At 72.6% G+C, this 15,831-nt stretch carries 18 protein-coding genes; 12 read left to right on the top strand and 6 right to left on the bottom strand.

Annotation, left to right across the window (positions count from 1 at the left end; all coding sequences use genetic code 11):
• Positions 1–93 precede the first annotated feature (93 nt).
• On the top strand, positions 94–1,065 hold the full coding sequence (locus QQG74_RS18640; protein ID WP_341716044.1) for a pirin family protein: 972 nt from the start codon (positions 94–96) through the stop codon (positions 1,063–1,065).
• Between the two features lie 57 nt (positions 1,066–1,122).
• On the top strand, positions 1,123–1,785 hold the full coding sequence (locus tag QQG74_RS18635) for a hypothetical protein (protein ID WP_341716043.1): 663 nt from the start codon (positions 1,123–1,125) through the stop codon (positions 1,783–1,785).
• Between the two features lie 19 nt (positions 1,786–1,804).
• Here QQG74_RS18635 and QQG74_RS18630 read toward each other — a convergent pair whose 3' ends face one another.
• Positions 1,805–2,323, bottom strand: a complete 519-nt coding sequence (locus QQG74_RS18630; protein ID WP_341716042.1) for a pyridoxamine 5'-phosphate oxidase family protein — start codon at positions 2,321–2,323, stop codon at positions 1,805–1,807.
• Positions 2,324–2,709: 386 nt separating this feature from the next.
• Positions 2,710–2,982, bottom strand: a complete 273-nt coding sequence (locus QQG74_RS18625) for a DUF2795 domain-containing protein (RefSeq protein WP_341716041.1) — start codon at positions 2,980–2,982, stop codon at positions 2,710–2,712.
• A 187-nt stretch (positions 2,983–3,169) separates the two neighbouring features.
• Here QQG74_RS18625 and QQG74_RS18620 point away from each other — a divergent pair, with 187 nt between their 5' ends.
• Entirely contained in the window at positions 3,170–3,580 is a 411-nt protein-coding gene (locus QQG74_RS18620) for a DUF2267 domain-containing protein (RefSeq protein ID WP_341716040.1), read from the top strand.
• A gap of 26 nt (positions 3,581–3,606) precedes the next feature.
• Here QQG74_RS18620 and QQG74_RS18615 read toward each other — a convergent pair whose 3' ends face one another.
• Positions 3,607–4,773, bottom strand: coding sequence for a CaiB/BaiF CoA-transferase family protein (locus QQG74_RS18615; protein ID WP_341716039.1), 1,167 nt, complete (start codon positions 4,771–4,773; stop codon positions 3,607–3,609).
• 147 nt (positions 4,774–4,920) lie between these two features.
• On the opposite strand from QQG74_RS18615, the gene QQG74_RS18610 reads away from it, so the two are divergent.
• The 6 genes from QQG74_RS18610 to QQG74_RS18585 all read left to right on the top strand — a co-directional run bounded on the left by QQG74_RS18610 (position 4,921) and on the right by QQG74_RS18585 (position 10,335).
• The gene (locus QQG74_RS18610) at positions 4,921–6,021 is read left to right on the top strand and encodes an acyltransferase (RefSeq protein WP_341716038.1); all 1,101 of its coding nucleotides are present in this window, start codon (positions 4,921–4,923) and stop codon (positions 6,019–6,021) included.
• Positions 6,022–6,200: 179 nt separating this feature from the next.
• Entirely contained in the window at positions 6,201–7,214 is a 1,014-nt protein-coding gene (locus QQG74_RS18605; RefSeq protein WP_341716037.1) for a TerC/Alx family metal homeostasis membrane protein, read from the top strand.
• A 69-nt stretch (positions 7,215–7,283) separates the two neighbouring features.
• Positions 7,284–7,883 carry a sulfite oxidase-like oxidoreductase gene (locus QQG74_RS18600; protein ID WP_341716036.1) on the top strand — a complete coding sequence of 200 codons (600 nt, stop codon included), beginning with the start codon at positions 7,284–7,286 and terminating at the stop codon, positions 7,881–7,883.
• An 8-nt stretch (positions 7,884–7,891) separates the two neighbouring features.
• A complete protein-coding gene (locus tag QQG74_RS18595) occupies positions 7,892–8,614 on the top strand; it encodes a ferredoxin reductase (protein ID WP_341716035.1) in 723 nt (240 codons plus the stop codon).
• 14 nt (positions 8,615–8,628) lie between these two features.
• Positions 8,629–8,919, top strand: coding sequence for a DUF6510 family protein (locus tag QQG74_RS18590; protein ID WP_341716034.1), 291 nt, complete (start codon positions 8,629–8,631; stop codon positions 8,917–8,919).
• A gap of 108 nt (positions 8,920–9,027) precedes the next feature.
• Positions 9,028–10,335, top strand: coding sequence for an NAD(P)/FAD-dependent oxidoreductase (locus QQG74_RS18585; protein WP_341716033.1), 1,308 nt, complete (start codon positions 9,028–9,030; stop codon positions 10,333–10,335).
• A gap of 79 nt (positions 10,336–10,414) precedes the next feature.
• Here the strand turns inward: QQG74_RS18585 and QQG74_RS18580 are convergent, their stop codons facing one another.
• A complete protein-coding gene (locus QQG74_RS18580) occupies positions 10,415–11,392 on the bottom strand; it encodes a DUF2267 domain-containing protein (RefSeq protein WP_341716032.1) in 978 nt (325 codons plus the stop codon).
• A 214-nt stretch (positions 11,393–11,606) separates the two neighbouring features.
• On the opposite strand from QQG74_RS18580, the gene QQG74_RS18575 reads away from it, so the two are divergent.
• The gene (locus QQG74_RS18575; protein WP_341721278.1) at positions 11,607–11,903 is read left to right on the top strand and encodes a hypothetical protein; all 297 of its coding nucleotides are present in this window, start codon (positions 11,607–11,609) and stop codon (positions 11,901–11,903) included.
• A 67-nt stretch (positions 11,904–11,970) separates the two neighbouring features.
• On the opposite strand, the gene QQG74_RS18570 is transcribed toward QQG74_RS18575, so the two are convergent.
• Positions 11,971–12,318, bottom strand: a complete 348-nt coding sequence (locus QQG74_RS18570) for an STAS domain-containing protein (protein WP_341716031.1) — start codon at positions 12,316–12,318, stop codon at positions 11,971–11,973.
• A 74-nt stretch (positions 12,319–12,392) separates the two neighbouring features.
• Positions 12,393–12,764 carry an STAS domain-containing protein gene (locus QQG74_RS18565; RefSeq protein ID WP_341716030.1) on the bottom strand — a complete coding sequence of 124 codons (372 nt, stop codon included), beginning with the start codon at positions 12,762–12,764 and terminating at the stop codon, positions 12,393–12,395.
• Between the two features lie 235 nt (positions 12,765–12,999).
• Here QQG74_RS18565 and QQG74_RS18560 point away from each other — a divergent pair, with 235 nt between their 5' ends.
• Entirely contained in the window at positions 13,000–14,760 is a 1,761-nt protein-coding gene (locus QQG74_RS18560) for a PP2C family protein-serine/threonine phosphatase (RefSeq protein WP_341716029.1), read from the top strand.
• On the top strand, positions 14,757–15,806 hold the full coding sequence (locus tag QQG74_RS18555; RefSeq protein WP_341716028.1) for a cobalamin-dependent protein: 1,050 nt from the start codon (positions 14,757–14,759) through the stop codon (positions 15,804–15,806). Before QQG74_RS18560 ends, QQG74_RS18555 begins: the two co-directional genes overlap by 4 nt.
• The last annotated feature ends 25 nt before the right edge of the window (positions 15,807–15,831 follow it).

The raw sequence follows: 15,831 nt of genomic DNA, 5'->3' as shown, positions 1-15,831 counted from the left end.
GCCAGGGCGGGCCCCGGTCCGGGTCCGGTCTCGGTGCGGCCCGGGTGCGGCGGCGAGCGGGCGGCCGGGCCGGACGGACCGTAGAGTCGGATCGTGGAGCGTACCGAGTCGATGCCCGCGCAGACCCGTCCGCCCGGCGTGGCCACCGCGGATCCCGGCAGTGTCCTGCTGCCCGGCCACGATGTGCCGCTGGGCCGCTACACCACGGTGCGTCGGCTGTTGCCGCAACGAACCCGACGGATGGTCGGTGCCTGGTGCTTCGTGGATCATTTCGGCCCGGACGACGTGGCGCAGCGGCCGGGGATGGAGGTGCCGCCGCATCCGCACACCGGGTTGCAGACGGTGACCTGGCTGCTCGACGGGGAGATCCTGCATCGCGACAGCCTCGGCAACGTCCAGCCGATCCGTCCCGGCCAGCTGAACGTGATGACCTCCGGTCACGGCATCGCCCACTCCGAGCGGTCCCCGGCCGAGCATCCGCCGCTGATGCACGGCGTGCAGCTCTGGGTGGCGCTGCCCGATCCGGCCCGGTCCGGCCCGGCTGACTTCGCCCACCACGCCGAGCTGCCCCGCTGGCGTGACGGTGAGTTGAGCGTGACCCTGCTGGTGGGCGAGTTCGGTGCCGAGCGTTCGCCGGCCCGGGTGCACAGTCCGCTGCTCGGCGCGCAGCTGGAGCTGGCCGGTGCCGGCCCGGTCCGGCTGCCGTTGCGCCCCGACTTCGAGTACGCGCTGCTGGCCCTCGACGGCAGCGCCGAGTCCGACGGCGTGGCGGTGACACCCGGCGCCCTGCTCTGGCTCGGTGCCGGCCGGGACGAGTGCACCGTACGCGGCACCCCCGGTACCCGGCTGATGCTGCTCGGCGGCACGCCCTTCACCGAACCGCTCGTCATGTGGTGGAACTTCGTCGGCCGCAGCCATGAGGAGATCGTGGCCGCCCGGGAGGACTGGCTGGCCGGACGGCGTTTCGGCGTGGTCGCCGCCGACCCGGACCCGCCGCTGCCCGCCCCCGCTCTGCCCACCACCCGCCTCAAGGCGCGGGACCGGGCCGGAGGTCTGCACGGCTGACCTGTGCCGGGCTGCCCGCCGCAGGCGTGTCGGCCGGGCAGGCGGGTAACAGCGGGCATGCCCACTGCGGTTGCCACAATCGAGGACAAGAAGCGCCTGGTACGCCGGCTCGCCGGCAGTGGCCGAGGCTTCGCCGAGCAGTACGGCTTCCGGGTCACCAACAATCCGGCCAGCCTGTTCCAGCTGCTCTGTCTCGCGGTCCTGCTCGCCCGCCGGGGTGACTTCCGGCGTGCCCTGGACAGCGCCCACGCCCTGCCGGACGCCGGCTGGGACAGCGCGGCCCGGCTGTCCCGTTCGCTGCACGCCGACCGGGTCCGGGTGCTGCGCGACAGCGGTCAACGCGGCGACGTCGAGGCCCTGGCCGACCTGCTCGGCGATCTGGCCCGCGCCGTGGTCGAGCGGTACCGGGGCGACCTGCGGCGACTGCGCTCGGCGGCCGGCCACGACCCGGGCCGCGAGCGGGCGCTGCTCACCGCGCTGCCGGGGGTGGACGACCAGGTGGTCGACCTGTTCCTGCGCGAGGTGCAGGCGCTGTGGGGGGAGGTCGCCCCGGTGGCCGATCGGCGGGCGCTGGCCGCGGCCCGCCGGCTCGGGCTGGGCCGCTCCGCCGAGGATCTGGCCGGGCTGGCCGGCGGCGGCGAGTCGGAGCGACTCGCCTGGCTGGTCGGTGCGCTCGCCCGGGTCGACCTGGAACGGCGCTACGCCGACCTGACCGCCTAGCCGGCCCAGGAAGGCTCAGTCACGTGGTGATCAGCTTGTCGAAGTCCGGGGCGTAGACGGTCATCCAGTGCGGGTGCAGCCGGTAGTAGATCACCTCGTTGTCCCACTCGAAGGCGTCGTCGCCGTAGAAGTCCTTGAAGTACCTGAGCAGGTCGGGCCAGTCCGGGGCGGGCTCGCTGCCCTGCGGGTTGAGAACCTCCACCGTGCCATGGGTGAACACGCCCAACTCCTCGCCACGCATGTGCGCGACGCTGGCGGCCGGACGGGCGGCGAGGTGGCGGGCCTTGGCGGCGCCGGGTGCCGTGCCGAAGTGCCACTTGCCGTGCAGGAAATGCCCGTCCACGCCGCTGATCCGTGGTTCACCCTTCGCCGTCACGGTGGACAGGGCGAGGGTGCACATGCCGGTGAGCACCTGGGTGAGCTGCTCCGCGGTCAGGGTGCGCTCGGCGACGATCGAGCGCAGATGCGAGGTGGAGCGGGACAGGGAGGAGTCCAGCAAGGCTTGGAGCTGCTTGAGGTCTTCCGGGGTTTCGCGCATCGAGTCCTCAGTGATTCGTAAGGCCGGTCCACGTGCAGTGCCGACGCCGGCTGGTGGAACCATCCTCGATCAGAAACCTGACACCCTGTGTCGCATTTTTCGGCCAACCTGAGCCGCTCCCGCCAGTGGAAGCTCAGGCGGCGGCTGACGGAGTAGACGTTTGTTGACCCCCGCTAGCCGTTCGGCTGATGGCGTGGCGTATGCTTGTCGCAGTAACAGCAGCCGCCCGGTTCGGGCGGCTGTGGGGCCGCCTGGTGGTCGCGACCCGGTTCGGGCGCAGCACATCACCAGGGCAGGTGGTTACTCGGCGCCCCCGGTCGCGGTTCGCGGCCGGGGCGTCCGCCGGTTCCGGCCGGCCCGTCCGCCGCTGCGCGGCTTCCGCTTCCTCAGATGCTCCGGATGTGCTGCGACACCCGCTTGTGACGCTTGTCCCGGGCACGTTCGGCCTCCTGCGCGTCGGTCACCTCCGGGGCGGCCTCGATGCCGGCCGAGCGCGCCACCTCGGCGCCGTTGGCGTAGTCGACCGGTGGCAGGGCGCGCAGGGCACGCAGCACGTCCGGCGGGGCGCCCTCGCGCTCGGCCTCGCGTACCACGTCGTCCTTTCCGGCTGGAAAGTCCAGGCTGGACAGGTATTGCAGGACGTCGGTGTAACTCGCCATGGTGTCGGCTCCTCCCGGCTGCGCTGCGGCGCTGCGGCCACGACCGGCCGCGGTTACCCACCCGGGAGCCCGTCACGCACCGCCGCGCGGAAAATCGGGCGCCGTTCCCGATCCGGCCGGGCGCGCAGACCCGGCGCTGTTTTCGCCCCGGCCCGCCGGGTAACCGCGCCCGGAAAGGGGGTAGGCGATGGACTACGACACGTTCGTCGACCACGTCGCCCGGCGGACCAGCACCTCGCCGCAGCGAGCGGCAGAGCTGACCCGGGCGACGCTTGCGACGCTCGCCGAGCGGCTGACCGGCGGCGAGGTGCTGGATCTCGCCGTCCAGTTGCCCGAGCCGCTACGCCCGCCGCTGCGGCCCACCCCGGACACCGAGGCGGCCGAGCGCTTCGGCGCGGCCGAGTTCGTCGCGCGGGTGGCCGTCCGGGCCGGTATCGGCGAGCCGGCGGCCCGTTCCGTCGCTGGCGCGGTCTTCCGCACCCTGCGCGAAGCGGTCATCGGCGGCGAGTTCGACGAACTGGTCGTCCGGCTGCCCCGCGACTACCGTGACCTGGTCGAACCGGCCCTGGCGCCCGGCGCGGCGCTACGTCGCGGCTGAGCGCCCCGAGGGGGCCGAGTCCCGTCTCAGCCGATCGCGCCGGCGGCCCGCAGCTCCGTCACCCGGTCCGGGCGATAACCGAGTTCGGCGAGCACCTCGTCGGTGTGCTCACCGGGCCAGGGCGGCGGCCGACGTACCGACGTCGGGGTGCCGGAGAACCGGGGCGCCGGGGCCGGCTGGACGACACCGTCGCGGACCACGAAGGTTCCGCGCGCGGCCAGGTGCGGATCGTCCGGCGCCTCCGCCCAGTCCAGCACCGGTGCCACGCAGGCGTCGGTGGCGGTGAGCAGGGCCGCCCACTCGTCCCGCGAGCGGGTCCGGAACAGCCGTGCCCAGGCCGCGCGCAACGCCTGCCAGTTCGCCGGGTCGGTGCGGTCGGGCGCCTCGTCCGGCGGCAACGGGAAACCGGTGCGTCGCACCAGTTCGTCGTAGAACTTCGGCTCCAGCGCGCCGACCGCGAGGTGGCGCCCGTCGGCGCACTCGTACGTGTCGTAGAAGGGGGCACCGCCGTCGAGCAGGTTCACCCCGCGCGGGTCCTGCCACATGCCGAGCTGCCGCAGCGCGTGGATCTGGGTGCTGAGCACCGCCACGCCGTCCACGATCGCCGCGTCGATCACCTGGCCGGCGGCGCCACCGCGCACCGCGTACAGGGCGGAGACGATGCCCAGGGCCAGCATCATCCCGCCACCGCCGAAGTCGCCGAGCAGGTTCAGCGGCGGCACCGGCGGCTGCCCGGCCCGTCCGATCCCGTGCAGGGCGCCGGTCAGGGCCAGGTAGTCGATGTCGTGCCCGGCGCTGGCGGCGTACGGGCCGTGCTGCCCCCAGCCGGTCATCCGGCCGTAGACCAACCCCGGATTGATCGCGTGACAGTCGGTCGGACCGATACCGAGCCGCTCGGTCACCCCGGGCCGGAAGCCCTCGACAAGCGCGTCCGCCGCGCCGACCAGCGCCAGCACCACCTCCCGGCCGTCGGTCGACTTCAGGTCCACCCCGACCGAACGGCGACCCCGGTTCAGCAGGTCCGGGTGCGGCGTGCCGAAGGCGTCGGTGGCGACGTCGGTCACCCGGTCCACCCGGATCACGTCCGCGCCGAGGTCGGCCAGCATCATCGCGGCGAACGGGCCCGGCCCGATGCCGGCCAGCTCGACGACGCGTACGCCGGCCAGTGGTCCGGCGGGCAGCTCTGCGGTCATCGGATCACGATACGGTCGTCCTGGCCGGCCGACCCGCTCGCCGCCGAGCGACGGTGCGAACGAAGCGGCCGATCATTAACTTTGTGCTATCGCGCCGTGACTGATAGCTGATATTCGTCGTCGTTGCGGTTCCCTACCGTCGCTTCGGTGACTGCACCGACGGTAACCCGCCTTGAATCGCTCACCGGCCTCCGCGCCATCGCCGCAGTCGCCGTGTTCGGTTTCCACGCGCTGGCCGTCGGCCTGGTCGACACCCCGGTCACCCAGTGGTTGTTCCGGCAGGGCGCAGCCGGCGTGTCGTTCTTCTTCCTGCTCTCCGGTTTCGTGTTGGCCTGGTCCACCCGACCGGGGGACCCGGTGCGCCGGTTCTGGCGACGCCGCCTGGCGAAGGTGTGGCCCAACCACGCTGCCGCCTGGGCCGTCGCCCTCGCCGCGCTGGTCGTGACCGGCACCACGGTCGGTCTCGGGACCGCCCTGGTGACCCTGCTGCTGCTCCAGGCGTGGGTGCCGAACGAGGGCGTTTACTTCGGCGTGAACCCGGTGGCGTGGAGCCTGTCCTGCGAGGTCTTCTTCTACGCGCTGTTCCCCGCGCTGTGGGCGTTGGCCCGCCGGTTACCCGAGCGGGCGCTGTGGCCCACGCTGGCCGGTGTGCTCGCCCTGGTCTGGGTCGTTCCCGTTGCCGCCCTGGCCGTCCCCGACGACCTGCGCTACTGGGCGATCTGGGTGCTTCCCGTGGCCCGGCTGCCCGAGTTCGTCGCCGGCATCCTGCTGGCCCGGCTCGTCGGCGGCGGCAGATGGCCCCGGTGGGCGGGCGCCGGCCGGATCGCTGCCCTGGTCGTCGCCGCCTGCCTCGCCAGCTGGTGGTTGCCGGAGCGGTGGCGGCTCGTCGCCGGCACCGTCGTCCCGCTGGCGTTGCTGGTCGCCGCCGTGGCCGCCGGGGACGTGCAGGGCCGGCGGAGCTGGCTGCGGTCCCGGTCCGCCGTGGTGGCGGGGGAGTGGTCGTACGCGTTCTACCTGCTGCACCTGCTGGTGCTCGGCGTGCTGGTGAAGACGGTCGGCGACAGCCGGCCACTGCTTGTCGAACTGGTGGTGGTGCTGGTGGCGCTGGCCGTCGCGGTGGCCGCGTCGGCGGCGATGTACCGGCTGGTGGAGATGCCCGGCCTGCGGCTGCTCCGCCCCCGACGGATCGCGCCAGGTCCGGAGGCCACTTGCCGGCCGGGCGCGCTGTCCGGCCGAGGGGGCGTGTGATCAGCGTCCCCCGCCTGGCGGGTCGAATTCGGCTGCCCTAATCTAGGCACCACGAGGGGAGTACTTCCCACGAACCATACCGGTCAGTACGGCGCGCCCCGGAGTGTGCCTCGGGTGGTTGCCCACGAAAACGTGGGTGAAGGAGACCTCGAACATGTCACGGTGTTCGAGGAGGCTCCATGTCCGAAATGTCGCTAGCTGCCGAGTTTCAAACGGTAGGTACGCCGTCGCTCTGGGCGATCACCATCGCCGGGGTCATCGCGCTGCTGGTGCTCGACTTCGCGGTCACCAGGCGCCCACACGAGGTGAAACTGAAGGAAGCGCTCGGCTGGTCCGCGTTCTACATAGCCCTGCCCCTGGCTTTCGGGGCGTGGATCTGGTTCGAGTTCGGCCGCAGCGAGGGCATCGACTACCTCGCCGGCTACCTGGTCGAGAAGTCGCTGTCGGTCGACAACCTCTTCGTCTTCATGCTGCTGCTCGCCGCCTTCGCGGTGCCGAGCGTGCTGGCCCAGCGGGTGCTGCTCTTCGGCATCACCGGCGCGCTGGTGCTGCGCGGAATCTTCATCGCCCTGGGTGCGGCGGCGTTGCAGACCCTCGACTTCGCCTTCCTGATCTTCGCGCTGATCCTGCTCTTCACCGCGGCCAAGCTGCTGCGCGATGCCTTCACCGGGCACGAGCAGTCGGTCGACATCGCCAACATGCGCTCGGTGCGGCTGTTGCGCCGGTTCATGCCCGTGGTCAACGAGTACCACGGCACGAAGATGACCGTGCAGGTCGGCGGACGTCGGGCGCTGACCCCGCTCGCGCTTGTGGTGGTGGCGGTGCTCGCCACCGACGTGGTCTTCGCGGTCGACTCGGTGCCGGCGGTCTACGGCATCACCGAGGATCCGTACCTCGTCTTCGCCACAAACGCCTTCGCCCTGCTCGGCCTGCGGGCGCTCTACTTCGTCCTGCACGCGGCGCTGAGCCGGCTGGTCCACCTCAGCTACGGCCTGGCGATCATCCTGGCCTTCATCGGCGTCAAACTGGGCCTGCACTGGGCGCACGGCATCTGGGAGGGCGTGCCGGTGATCCCCACCGAGATCTCGCTCCTGGTCATCGTCAGCGTGCTGGCTATCGTCACCGTCACCAGCCTGCGGGCCACCCGCAACGTGGTGCCGGGCTCGAAGGAGGTCGTCACCGAGCGGCAGTGAGGCGGCCCTTTCGGCCACGGACCGCCGGCGCGGCCCCGCCGCGACGCCGGGACGTGGTAGGAATTGGCGGTGGGCATCGTCACGCCGGGCTTCTCGGGCCGGCCGCGCGTCGAGGCGCCGGAGTTGCCACCCGGGCAGTACCTGACGCCGGACTTCCCCGTCCTCTCCGCCGGCCCTACGCCGCGGGTCGAGCGGGATGCCTGGGAGTTCGTCATCACCACCGAGACCGGTGCCGAACACCGGTGGAGTTGGGCGCAGATGATGGCGCTGCCGCAGGAGACCCCGACCGTCGACATCCACTGCGTCACCCGGTGGTCGAAGCTCGGCACCAGCTGGCAGGGCGTCTCCCTGGACACTCTGCTCGACGAGGTGGAGACCGCGGCCGACTACGCCCTGGCCCACTCCTACGGCGGCTACAGCACAAATCTTCCGCTTGACGACCTGCGCGACGGGCGGGCCTGGCTGGTGCACACCTACGACGGCGAGGAACTGCCCGCCGAACACGGCGGCCCAGCCCGGCTCCTGGTGCCGCACCTCTACTTCTGGAAGTCGGCCAAGTGGGTGCGCGGCATCCGGTTGAGCCTTGACGACACCCCCGGTTTCTGGGAGACCGCCGGCTACCACGACTACGGTGACCCGTGGCGTGAGCAGCGGTACCAGGGCGATTGACCGGGCGCATGAGGTGGCAGCCGGCCCGCCTGGTGGCCCGCCGGGCCGAGACACCCACCGCGCAGACCCTGGTGCTCGACGTACCGGGCTGGTCGGCGCACCTGCCCGGTCAGCACGTCGACCTCCGGCTCACCGCGCCCGACGGCTACCAGGCCGCCCGGTCGTACTCGCTTGCCGCGCCGGCCGACGGCGACCGGATCGAGGTGACCGTGCAGCGGGTGCCCGACGGCGAGGTGTCGCCCTTCCTGACCGACACCTACCGGGAAGGCGACCCGGTCGAGGTGCGCGGCCCGATCGGCGGCTGGTTCGTCTGGCGACCGCAGCAGACCGACCCGGTGCTGCTGGTCGCGGGCGGCTCGGGCGTGGTGCCGCTGATGGCCATGATCCGCGCGCGGCGGGCGGCCGGCAGTCGGGTGCCGTTCCGCCTGATCTACTCGGTCCGCACCCCGGCCGACGTGTTCTACGCCGCGGAGTTGCGCGACCGGGTCCGCGCCGATGCCGGCCTCGACGTGGCGTACGTCTACACCCGCGAGGCGCCCGAGGGATGGCGGGGCGAGCCGCACCGGCTGGGTCTCGCCGACGTCAACAACCACGGCTGGCCGCCGGAACTCGACCCGCTGGTCTATGTCTGCGGCCCGACCGGCTTCGTGGAGACGGTGTCCGACCTGCTCGTCGGCCTGGGTCACCCGGCCCGGCGGGTGCGTACCGAACGTTTCGGCCCGACCGGTTGAGAGGAGACGCGCCGATGACCGAGCTGCCGTACCTGGACGGCAACATGCTCGACGGCCCGCTGGGGGAGTTGTTCGCGGTCGACCTGAGCACCGCCACCGGCCGATGCGCCCACTGCGGCACGCCCAGCCCGGTGGCGGGGCTGCGGGTCTACTCGCCGGCACCCGGGCTGGTCGCCCGCTGTCCGACCTGCGTCGAGGTGGTGATGCGGCTGGTCCGCGGGCCGGATCGAGCCTGGCTGGACCTACGTGGCGCCACCTTCCTCCAGTTCCCGATGCCACCCACCAGCGCCGGGACCGGAGCATGACGAAGGTCGGCCGACGGACCATGCTCACCGCCCTGGCCCGCCGCGCCACCCGGTGAGGCTCTCCCGGCGCTGACGTTTGCCCTGGCTCGGTGCGGGAACCGGGCCACAATGACGAAACCTCGTGTGGTGATCGTGGGAGCGGGCTTTGCCGGTTACCACGCTGCCCGGACGCTAAGCCGGCTGGCCCGCAACCGGGCCGAGATCGTCCTGCTGAATTCGACCGACTACTTCCTCTACCTGCCGCTGTTGCCGGAGGTGGCCGCAGGGGTGGTGGAGCCGGGTCGGATCGCGGTGCCGTTGACCGGCACGCTGGACGGGGTACGGGTGGTCGTCGGCGAGGCCGATCACGTCGACCTACAGAACCGCTGGGTGGGCTTCACCCAGCCGGAGGGGGACCGCAACCGGCTGGCGTACGACCGGCTGGTGCTCGCCGTGGGCAGCGTGAACAAGCTGCTGCCGATCCCCGGGGTGACCGAGTACGCGCACGGCTTCCGTGGCCTGCCGGAGGCGCTCTACCTGCACGACCACGTGATCCGGCAGATCGAGCTGGCCGAGCAGGCGGAGGATCCGGCCGAGCGGCAGGCCCGCGCCACATTCGTGGTGGTGGGCGCCGGCTACACCGGGACCGAGGTGGCCGCGCACGGGCAGCTCTTCACCGACGAGCTGCTCGCCCAACGACCCCGGCTGAAGGTCCGCCCGAAGTGGATGTTGCTGGATGTCGCGGGCCGCGTGTTGCCCGAGTTGGACGAGCGGATGTCGAAGACCGCGGACCGGGTGCTGCGCCGACGGGGGGTGGACGTCCGGATGGGCACTTCGGTGGCGGTCGCCACCGCCGACGGGGTCAAGCTCACCGACGGCGACTACGTGCCCACCTGTTCGCTGGTCTGGTGCGTGGGCGTCCGTCCTGATCCCTTCGTGGCCCAGTTGGGCCTGCGCACCGAAAAGGGCCGGTTGGTCGTCGACGAGTACCTCAACGTGCCCGGCTTCCCCGAGGTGTACGCCTGCGGCGATGCCGCTGCGGTGCCCGACCTGACCCGGCCCGGCCAGATCTGCACCATGACCGCCCAGCACGCGCAGCGGCAGGGCAAGCTCGCCGCGCACAACATCGCCGCCTCGTACGGGCAGGGCCGGCGCCGCCCGTACCGGCACCACGATCTCGGCTGGGTGGTCGACCTGGGTGGCAAGCAGGCGGCGGCCAACCCCCTGAAGGTGCCGCTGGCCGGCCTGCCGGCGAAGGCGGTCACCCGGGGGTACCACCTGCTGGCGATGCCGGGCAACCGGGCGCGGGTGAGCGCGGACTGGCTGCTGGATGCGGCGCTGCCCCGTTCGGCAGCGCAGCTCGGACTCGTTCCCGCCCACGCCGTGCCGCTGGAGAGCGCGTCACCCGAGGTGCCGAGCTACAGCCATGCCCGCTGACCGAACGCCCACCCCGACGGGCCGGTGGCTGGCGGCCACCGGCCCTCGGGTGGGCGGGCGAGCGGGCGATCGCCGCTGGTCAGCCGGCCAGGCCGGCGCCGGCTTCGTCGATCGCCGCGTCGACCGCGTGCGCCAGGTCGATGTCGAGCGCGGTCACCGCTGCGGCGTTTCGTGAGCTGACGGTGAGTACGGCGGTCGTCGGGTCGGCTCGACCGATCCGCGGTCCGCGGCCGATCTGGTCGCGAAGCTTGTCGAGCCGGTCCAGGACCCGGTCGAGATTGCCCGCCGGCAGCTCCAGGGTCCGCGCCAGGGACCTGCCGTCCTGTGCCCAGTAGGGCAGGTCGGTCAGGGCGTCGCGCAGTTCCGCGTCGGACAGCGGCGCGGTGGCGCTGCTGGCCCCGACCAAGCCGCCGCCGACGGGCGGCGGATTCAGCAGTTCCCGCAGCTCGTCCGGCACGTGTAGCGACTCGACCAGGTCCTGGTCGTGCGCGGCGAGCGCGGCCAGGGTCGCCTCGGCCTGGTAGCGGGCCTGTTCCGGGCTGCGACCGCTGATCCGACCCACCTCGGCGAGGAAGCCGGGCAGGTCCCGGCGTCGCTCGATGCCGTCGACCGGCACGACGTCGTGCAGCGAGGCCGGCACGGCGGCCAGCAGCCGTCCGCGTTCGGCCGTCTCCAACGCCGAGGCCAGCACGAGCACGGTCGACTCCACCCCGACCTTTGCGGTGCGGAAGTCGACACCGGCCCGCCGGACGACGTCCTCGACAAGTTCCCGGTAGCCGATCGCGGTGACTCCGGGCGCCGCACTGCCGGGCTGCGGCAGAGGTCGGGGCGTTGCCGGCACGCCCGTCGGCGGGGGAGCGGGCCCGCCGCGTGTGGTGTCCGGTTTGTGGCGGCTGCCGGCGGGCGCGGGTCCGGCTCGCCGGTTCTGCTCCAGGTGGGTGAGCTGCTTGGAGGCGCTGAGGCTGGCACCGGCGTCGGCCGCCTGCATGCCGCGCTCCCGGGCCTGTCGGGCCAGCGCCCGGCGGCGCTGGTTGTCGCCCTCCATCTGCTTGCGCATGGTGACACCTCGCTTCCGCTGGGTTCTGCGGGTTCCCGGTGGCCTTCCCGGCGCTGCCGGGCGCGAAACGATCGCGGCCGGGCCGCGAGCGCCGCTGCGGATCCGCCGTGCGCACCTTCATCCCGCCCGGGTGAGGGACGCTCACCCGGGTGGTGCCGACGATCGGAGCGGACCGAAGCACTTCGTCGAGGTACGCGCCGAAGGAAAGGTCGTGATGAAGCGGATTGTCGAGATCGTCCCGGCCCGGCCCGGCTGGTACGCCCGCTGGCGACTGGCCGCCGAGAGCACCCGCTGCTACCCGGTGAGTCTCTGGGCCTTGCTGGAGGAGGCCGACGGCACCGGGCGTGAGGTGATCGGCGTCGACTGTGCCGGGCAGTGGCCCGGAGCCGACGACGCGACGAGTGGGAGTTTTGTCCGTTACCTGTTCCGGACGCTGGAGTCCGGACCGCCCGAGGACGCGGAGTCACCGCCACCACCACGGCTCGACAGACCTACGGTCCCGGCACCCTAGAGCCATCCTCCGGCCCCCGACCCCTGGTCCCAGGGTCGGGGGCCACCCCGGCTCGGGGGTGGCCCGCTCAGCCCACCGCCTGGGTGCTCCCGTCCTCGGCAACCGACGGCAGGTCCAGCAACTCGGTCAGCCCGGTGCGGTCCAACAGTTGACGTAGCGAGGTGCTGACTCCGGTCAGCCGGATCGGGACGGAGCCGCCGCGATGCGCCACCACGAACGCGCTCAGCCCCGAGGAGTCGCAGAGGCCCACGCCGGTCAGGTCGATGACGAGTTGCTGATAGCCGTCGCGGCGCAACTCGGCGACCGCATTGATCAGCTCAGGTGCGCTGTCGAAGTCCAGGTCGCCGGAGAGCCGCAACTCGGCGCGGTCACCGTCGAACCGGCTGACCTCGATGGCCAGCAGCGGGGAGGACATGTCTCCATGCTCCCAGCCCGGCGGCTCAGCGCAAGTCGCGGGGGTGGGTCACTTCATCTCGGTCGCGGTCTCGCTCACGCGGTGGCGGAGGACCGTCCGTCCGACTGGGCGTACGAGCGCCGCTCGGCGGTGTTCGTCCGGGCGAGCAGACCGGCGACTCCGGTCAGGTCGAGGATGGTCTCGAGGAACCGTGGCACCGAGCGCAGCCGCAGCATGGTGCCCTCCCGCTGCCCCTCGCGCCAGGCGTGCACGATGACGCTGAGCCCGGTGCTGTCGATGAACGTCAGTTCGGCGAAATCGAGCACGAGGCTGGTCGGCGTGGTTGCCAGGATCCGGTCGACCTCGGCGCGCAGCGGGGCGGCCGTGGTGTAGGCGAGGTCTCCGCCGACCAGGATGACGGGCATGTCGGGATCGGCGTGGTCAACACGCACGCTCAGCGGCGTCATCTCGGATCTTCGACCGTGGGACAGCTCGATCACGCCTTCCGCGGCTGGCAGGCGGGCAGGGGGTTATGCCGGATCGTAACAACCCTTGAGCAGTACCGCCTTCCGAAGGCGCGCGGGCCTGGTCGCGCAGCCGCCGGGTGGCGATGCGCCGATTCCGGCGTAGGGTGGAGCGCAGGACGCGACAGGCATACCGCTGGCGGCGGGTGCGGCATCGAGAAGGAGTGGGGCTTAGCTGGTGACTGGTGCCGACGTCAGGGACCTCAACCCCGGCGACGGACTGATCTCCACGCCGAGTGTCCCGCGGGCGCCGACGTGGTCCCCCAGCATGCCCCGCTCGATTGCCGGTGACGCCGCCCGGGAGCGATCGTGGGCCCAGACCGTGGCCGACTGGCCGGAGCTCGTCGAGAACTTCCGCGAGGGCCTGCTGGTCTGCGGTCCGGACGACGTGCTGTGGCACGTCAGCCCGTTGGCCGGGCAGTTGCTGCCGGAGGCCGTGGTCGGCGGCACGCTCACCGGGTTCGCCGGGATGGCACCGGATGCCACCCACGCCGAGTTCCTCCATCACGGCCGCCGACTGCGGGCCCGCCGGGTGCGGCTGACGGCGGGACGCAGCTGCTGGTACGTCGAGGACGTCAGCGAGAGCGCCGACCGAGCCGACGCCCTGGTGGCCGAGCGGGCCAGATCGGCGTTCCTGGCCGTGGCCGGCGAGAAGCTCGGCAACCCGCTGCACCCCGACCGGGCCGCCGCGGCGGTGGTCCGGCTCGCCGTGCCGACCCTGGCCGACGTGGCCGTGCTGGTGTTGGCCCCCCGGTCCGGCCGAGCCCGCTGGTGGCGGGCACAGCGGACCGATGACGAGACACCGAACGTGGACCGTGGCGTGCTCAGCGCCGCTGAACTGCCCCCGGCGGTGGTCGAGGGACTGCACGACGCCACGCCGCACCCCGTCGACTGGCTTGCCGAACAGGCAGTCGAGGCGGGTTGGCTGCCCGGGCTCTCCGCCTCCGACGTGGGGGCCCGACTGGTGCCGCTGCCCGGCCGGGACGAGCCGGTCGGCGTGCTACTGCTCGCCCGAGCCGCCAGCCGCTGGTACGGCGAGCAGGACGGCGAGTTGATCGGGGCGTTCGCCGCACGGGCCGGCGCGGCCTTGACCACCGCCCGGCTCTACCGCGACCAGGCCGAGGTGGCCGACACCCTCCAGGCCAGCCTGCTACCGGTGGAACCGCCGGAGACCGCGGGCGTGCAATGGGGTACGGCGTACCGGCCGGCACCGGGTGGGCTGCGCATCGGCGGCGACTTCTACGGCTCACACCGGCTGCCCGACGGCGGCTCGCTCTTCTTCCTCGGCGACGTGTCCGGCAAGGGCGTCGAGGCGGCGGTCTTCACCGGTCAGCTGCGCCAGTGCCTGCACGCGCTGCACCGGATCGAGCACCAGCCGGCCCGGCTGCTGCGGCTGCTCAACGACGCGCTGCTGGAGACCACCCTGGCGCACGGGCAGGGCCGGTTCGCCACCATGGTGCTCGGTGTCGTGCGACCGCACCGCGACGGCGGTCTGACGCTGACCCTGGCCGGCGGGGGCCACCTACCGCCGCTGGTGCTGCGCTCCTCCGGCGAGGTGGAACAGTTGCCGCTCAACGGGATGCTCATCGGCGTGGTGCCGGACCCCCGGGTCGGTCAGGTCTCCACCCGACTCGCGCCGGGTGAGACCTGCCTGCTCTACAGCGACGGGGTGACCGAGGCACGTGGTGGCCGCCGGGGCGACGAGCAACTCGGCACGGACCGCCTGACGCAGGCGCTCACCAATTGCCACCGGATGCCGGCACCGGCCCTGGCCGAGCGGGTGGAGCAGATCACCTCCGACTGGCTGGCCCAGGGCGACCACGACGACATCGCGGTGCTGGCGCTGCGCGCCACGGGCGCCGGTCCGCGCCCGCACCGGCACCTGCACGCGGTGCCCACTCCCGCCGAGGTGAGCCAGGAAGGAACGGCCGCACCGTGACCGTCGCGACCACCGGTGTCCTACCCGTCAGCGAGTACCAGGACTATCTGCACTGCCTCGCGGAGGCCGACGAGACGACGGCCATCGAGGTGGCCCGGCGGCTGCTCGACGCCGGACTGCCCGCCGACCGGGTGCTGTTGGAACTGGTCGCTCCCGCGCAGGCGGAGGTGGGCGAGCGGTGGGCCCGTAACGAGTGGAGCGTGGCCCAGGAACACGCGGCCACGCACATCAGCGAGCGGGTGGTCGCGGCCGTGGCCGCGTACGCCGATGTCCGCCCGACCCGGGGCCGGGTCGTGGTGGCCTGTATGGACGGTGAGTGGCACGCGCTGCCGGCGCGGCTGGTCGCCGAGGTGCTGCGGCTGCGGGGCTGGCGGGTGGCCTTCCTCGGCGCCAGCGTGCCCGCCGCACACCTGGTGTCGTACCTGCACCGGCAGGACGCGGAGGCGGTCGCGTTGGCCTGCGCGCTGCCGATGCGGTTGCCGCACGCGCACCGGATGATCGAGGCGTGCCGACGCTCGGACGTGCCGGTGGTCGTCGGCGGGCGGGGCTTCGGCACGGACGGCCGGTGGGCCCGGCGACTCGGCGTGCCCTGGGCGCCCGACGCGCCGACCGCCGCCGAGCTGCTCGCCGACGAGCGGGCGTTGCGGGCGAACATCCCGGCCCGCCTGGCGCACCTGGCCGACGACGAGTACGCCGCCCTGGTCCGTCGTCGCCCGGAGCTGATCGACAGCGCGTTGGCCCATCTGGCGCAGCGGCTGCCGGCCACCCGCGACTACACCTCTGCCCAGCTGGATTCCACGGTCAGCGACCTCGGTTTCATCCTGGACTTCCTCGCCGCCGCGCTCTATGTCGACGACGGTTCGCTGTTCGCCGAGTTCGTGACGTGGCTGATCGCCATCCTGGACAGTCGGGGTGTGCCGGCCGTCGCGGTGGAGACCACGCTTGACCACTACGCCGAGGCGCTGCACGACTCGCCGCGCGCCGTACGCTATCTGCGCGAGGGGTGCGCGGTGTTGCCGGTGTCGGTGCGGCAGACGCTGCCGTAGCGGGCATGAACTGCGGCCCGCCGGG

This window comes from Micromonospora sp. FIMYZ51, assembly GCF_038246755.1.
GTDB lineage: Bacteria > Actinomycetota > Actinomycetes > Mycobacteriales > Micromonosporaceae > Micromonospora.
This window is presented reverse-complemented; position numbering and strand designations above follow the sequence as displayed.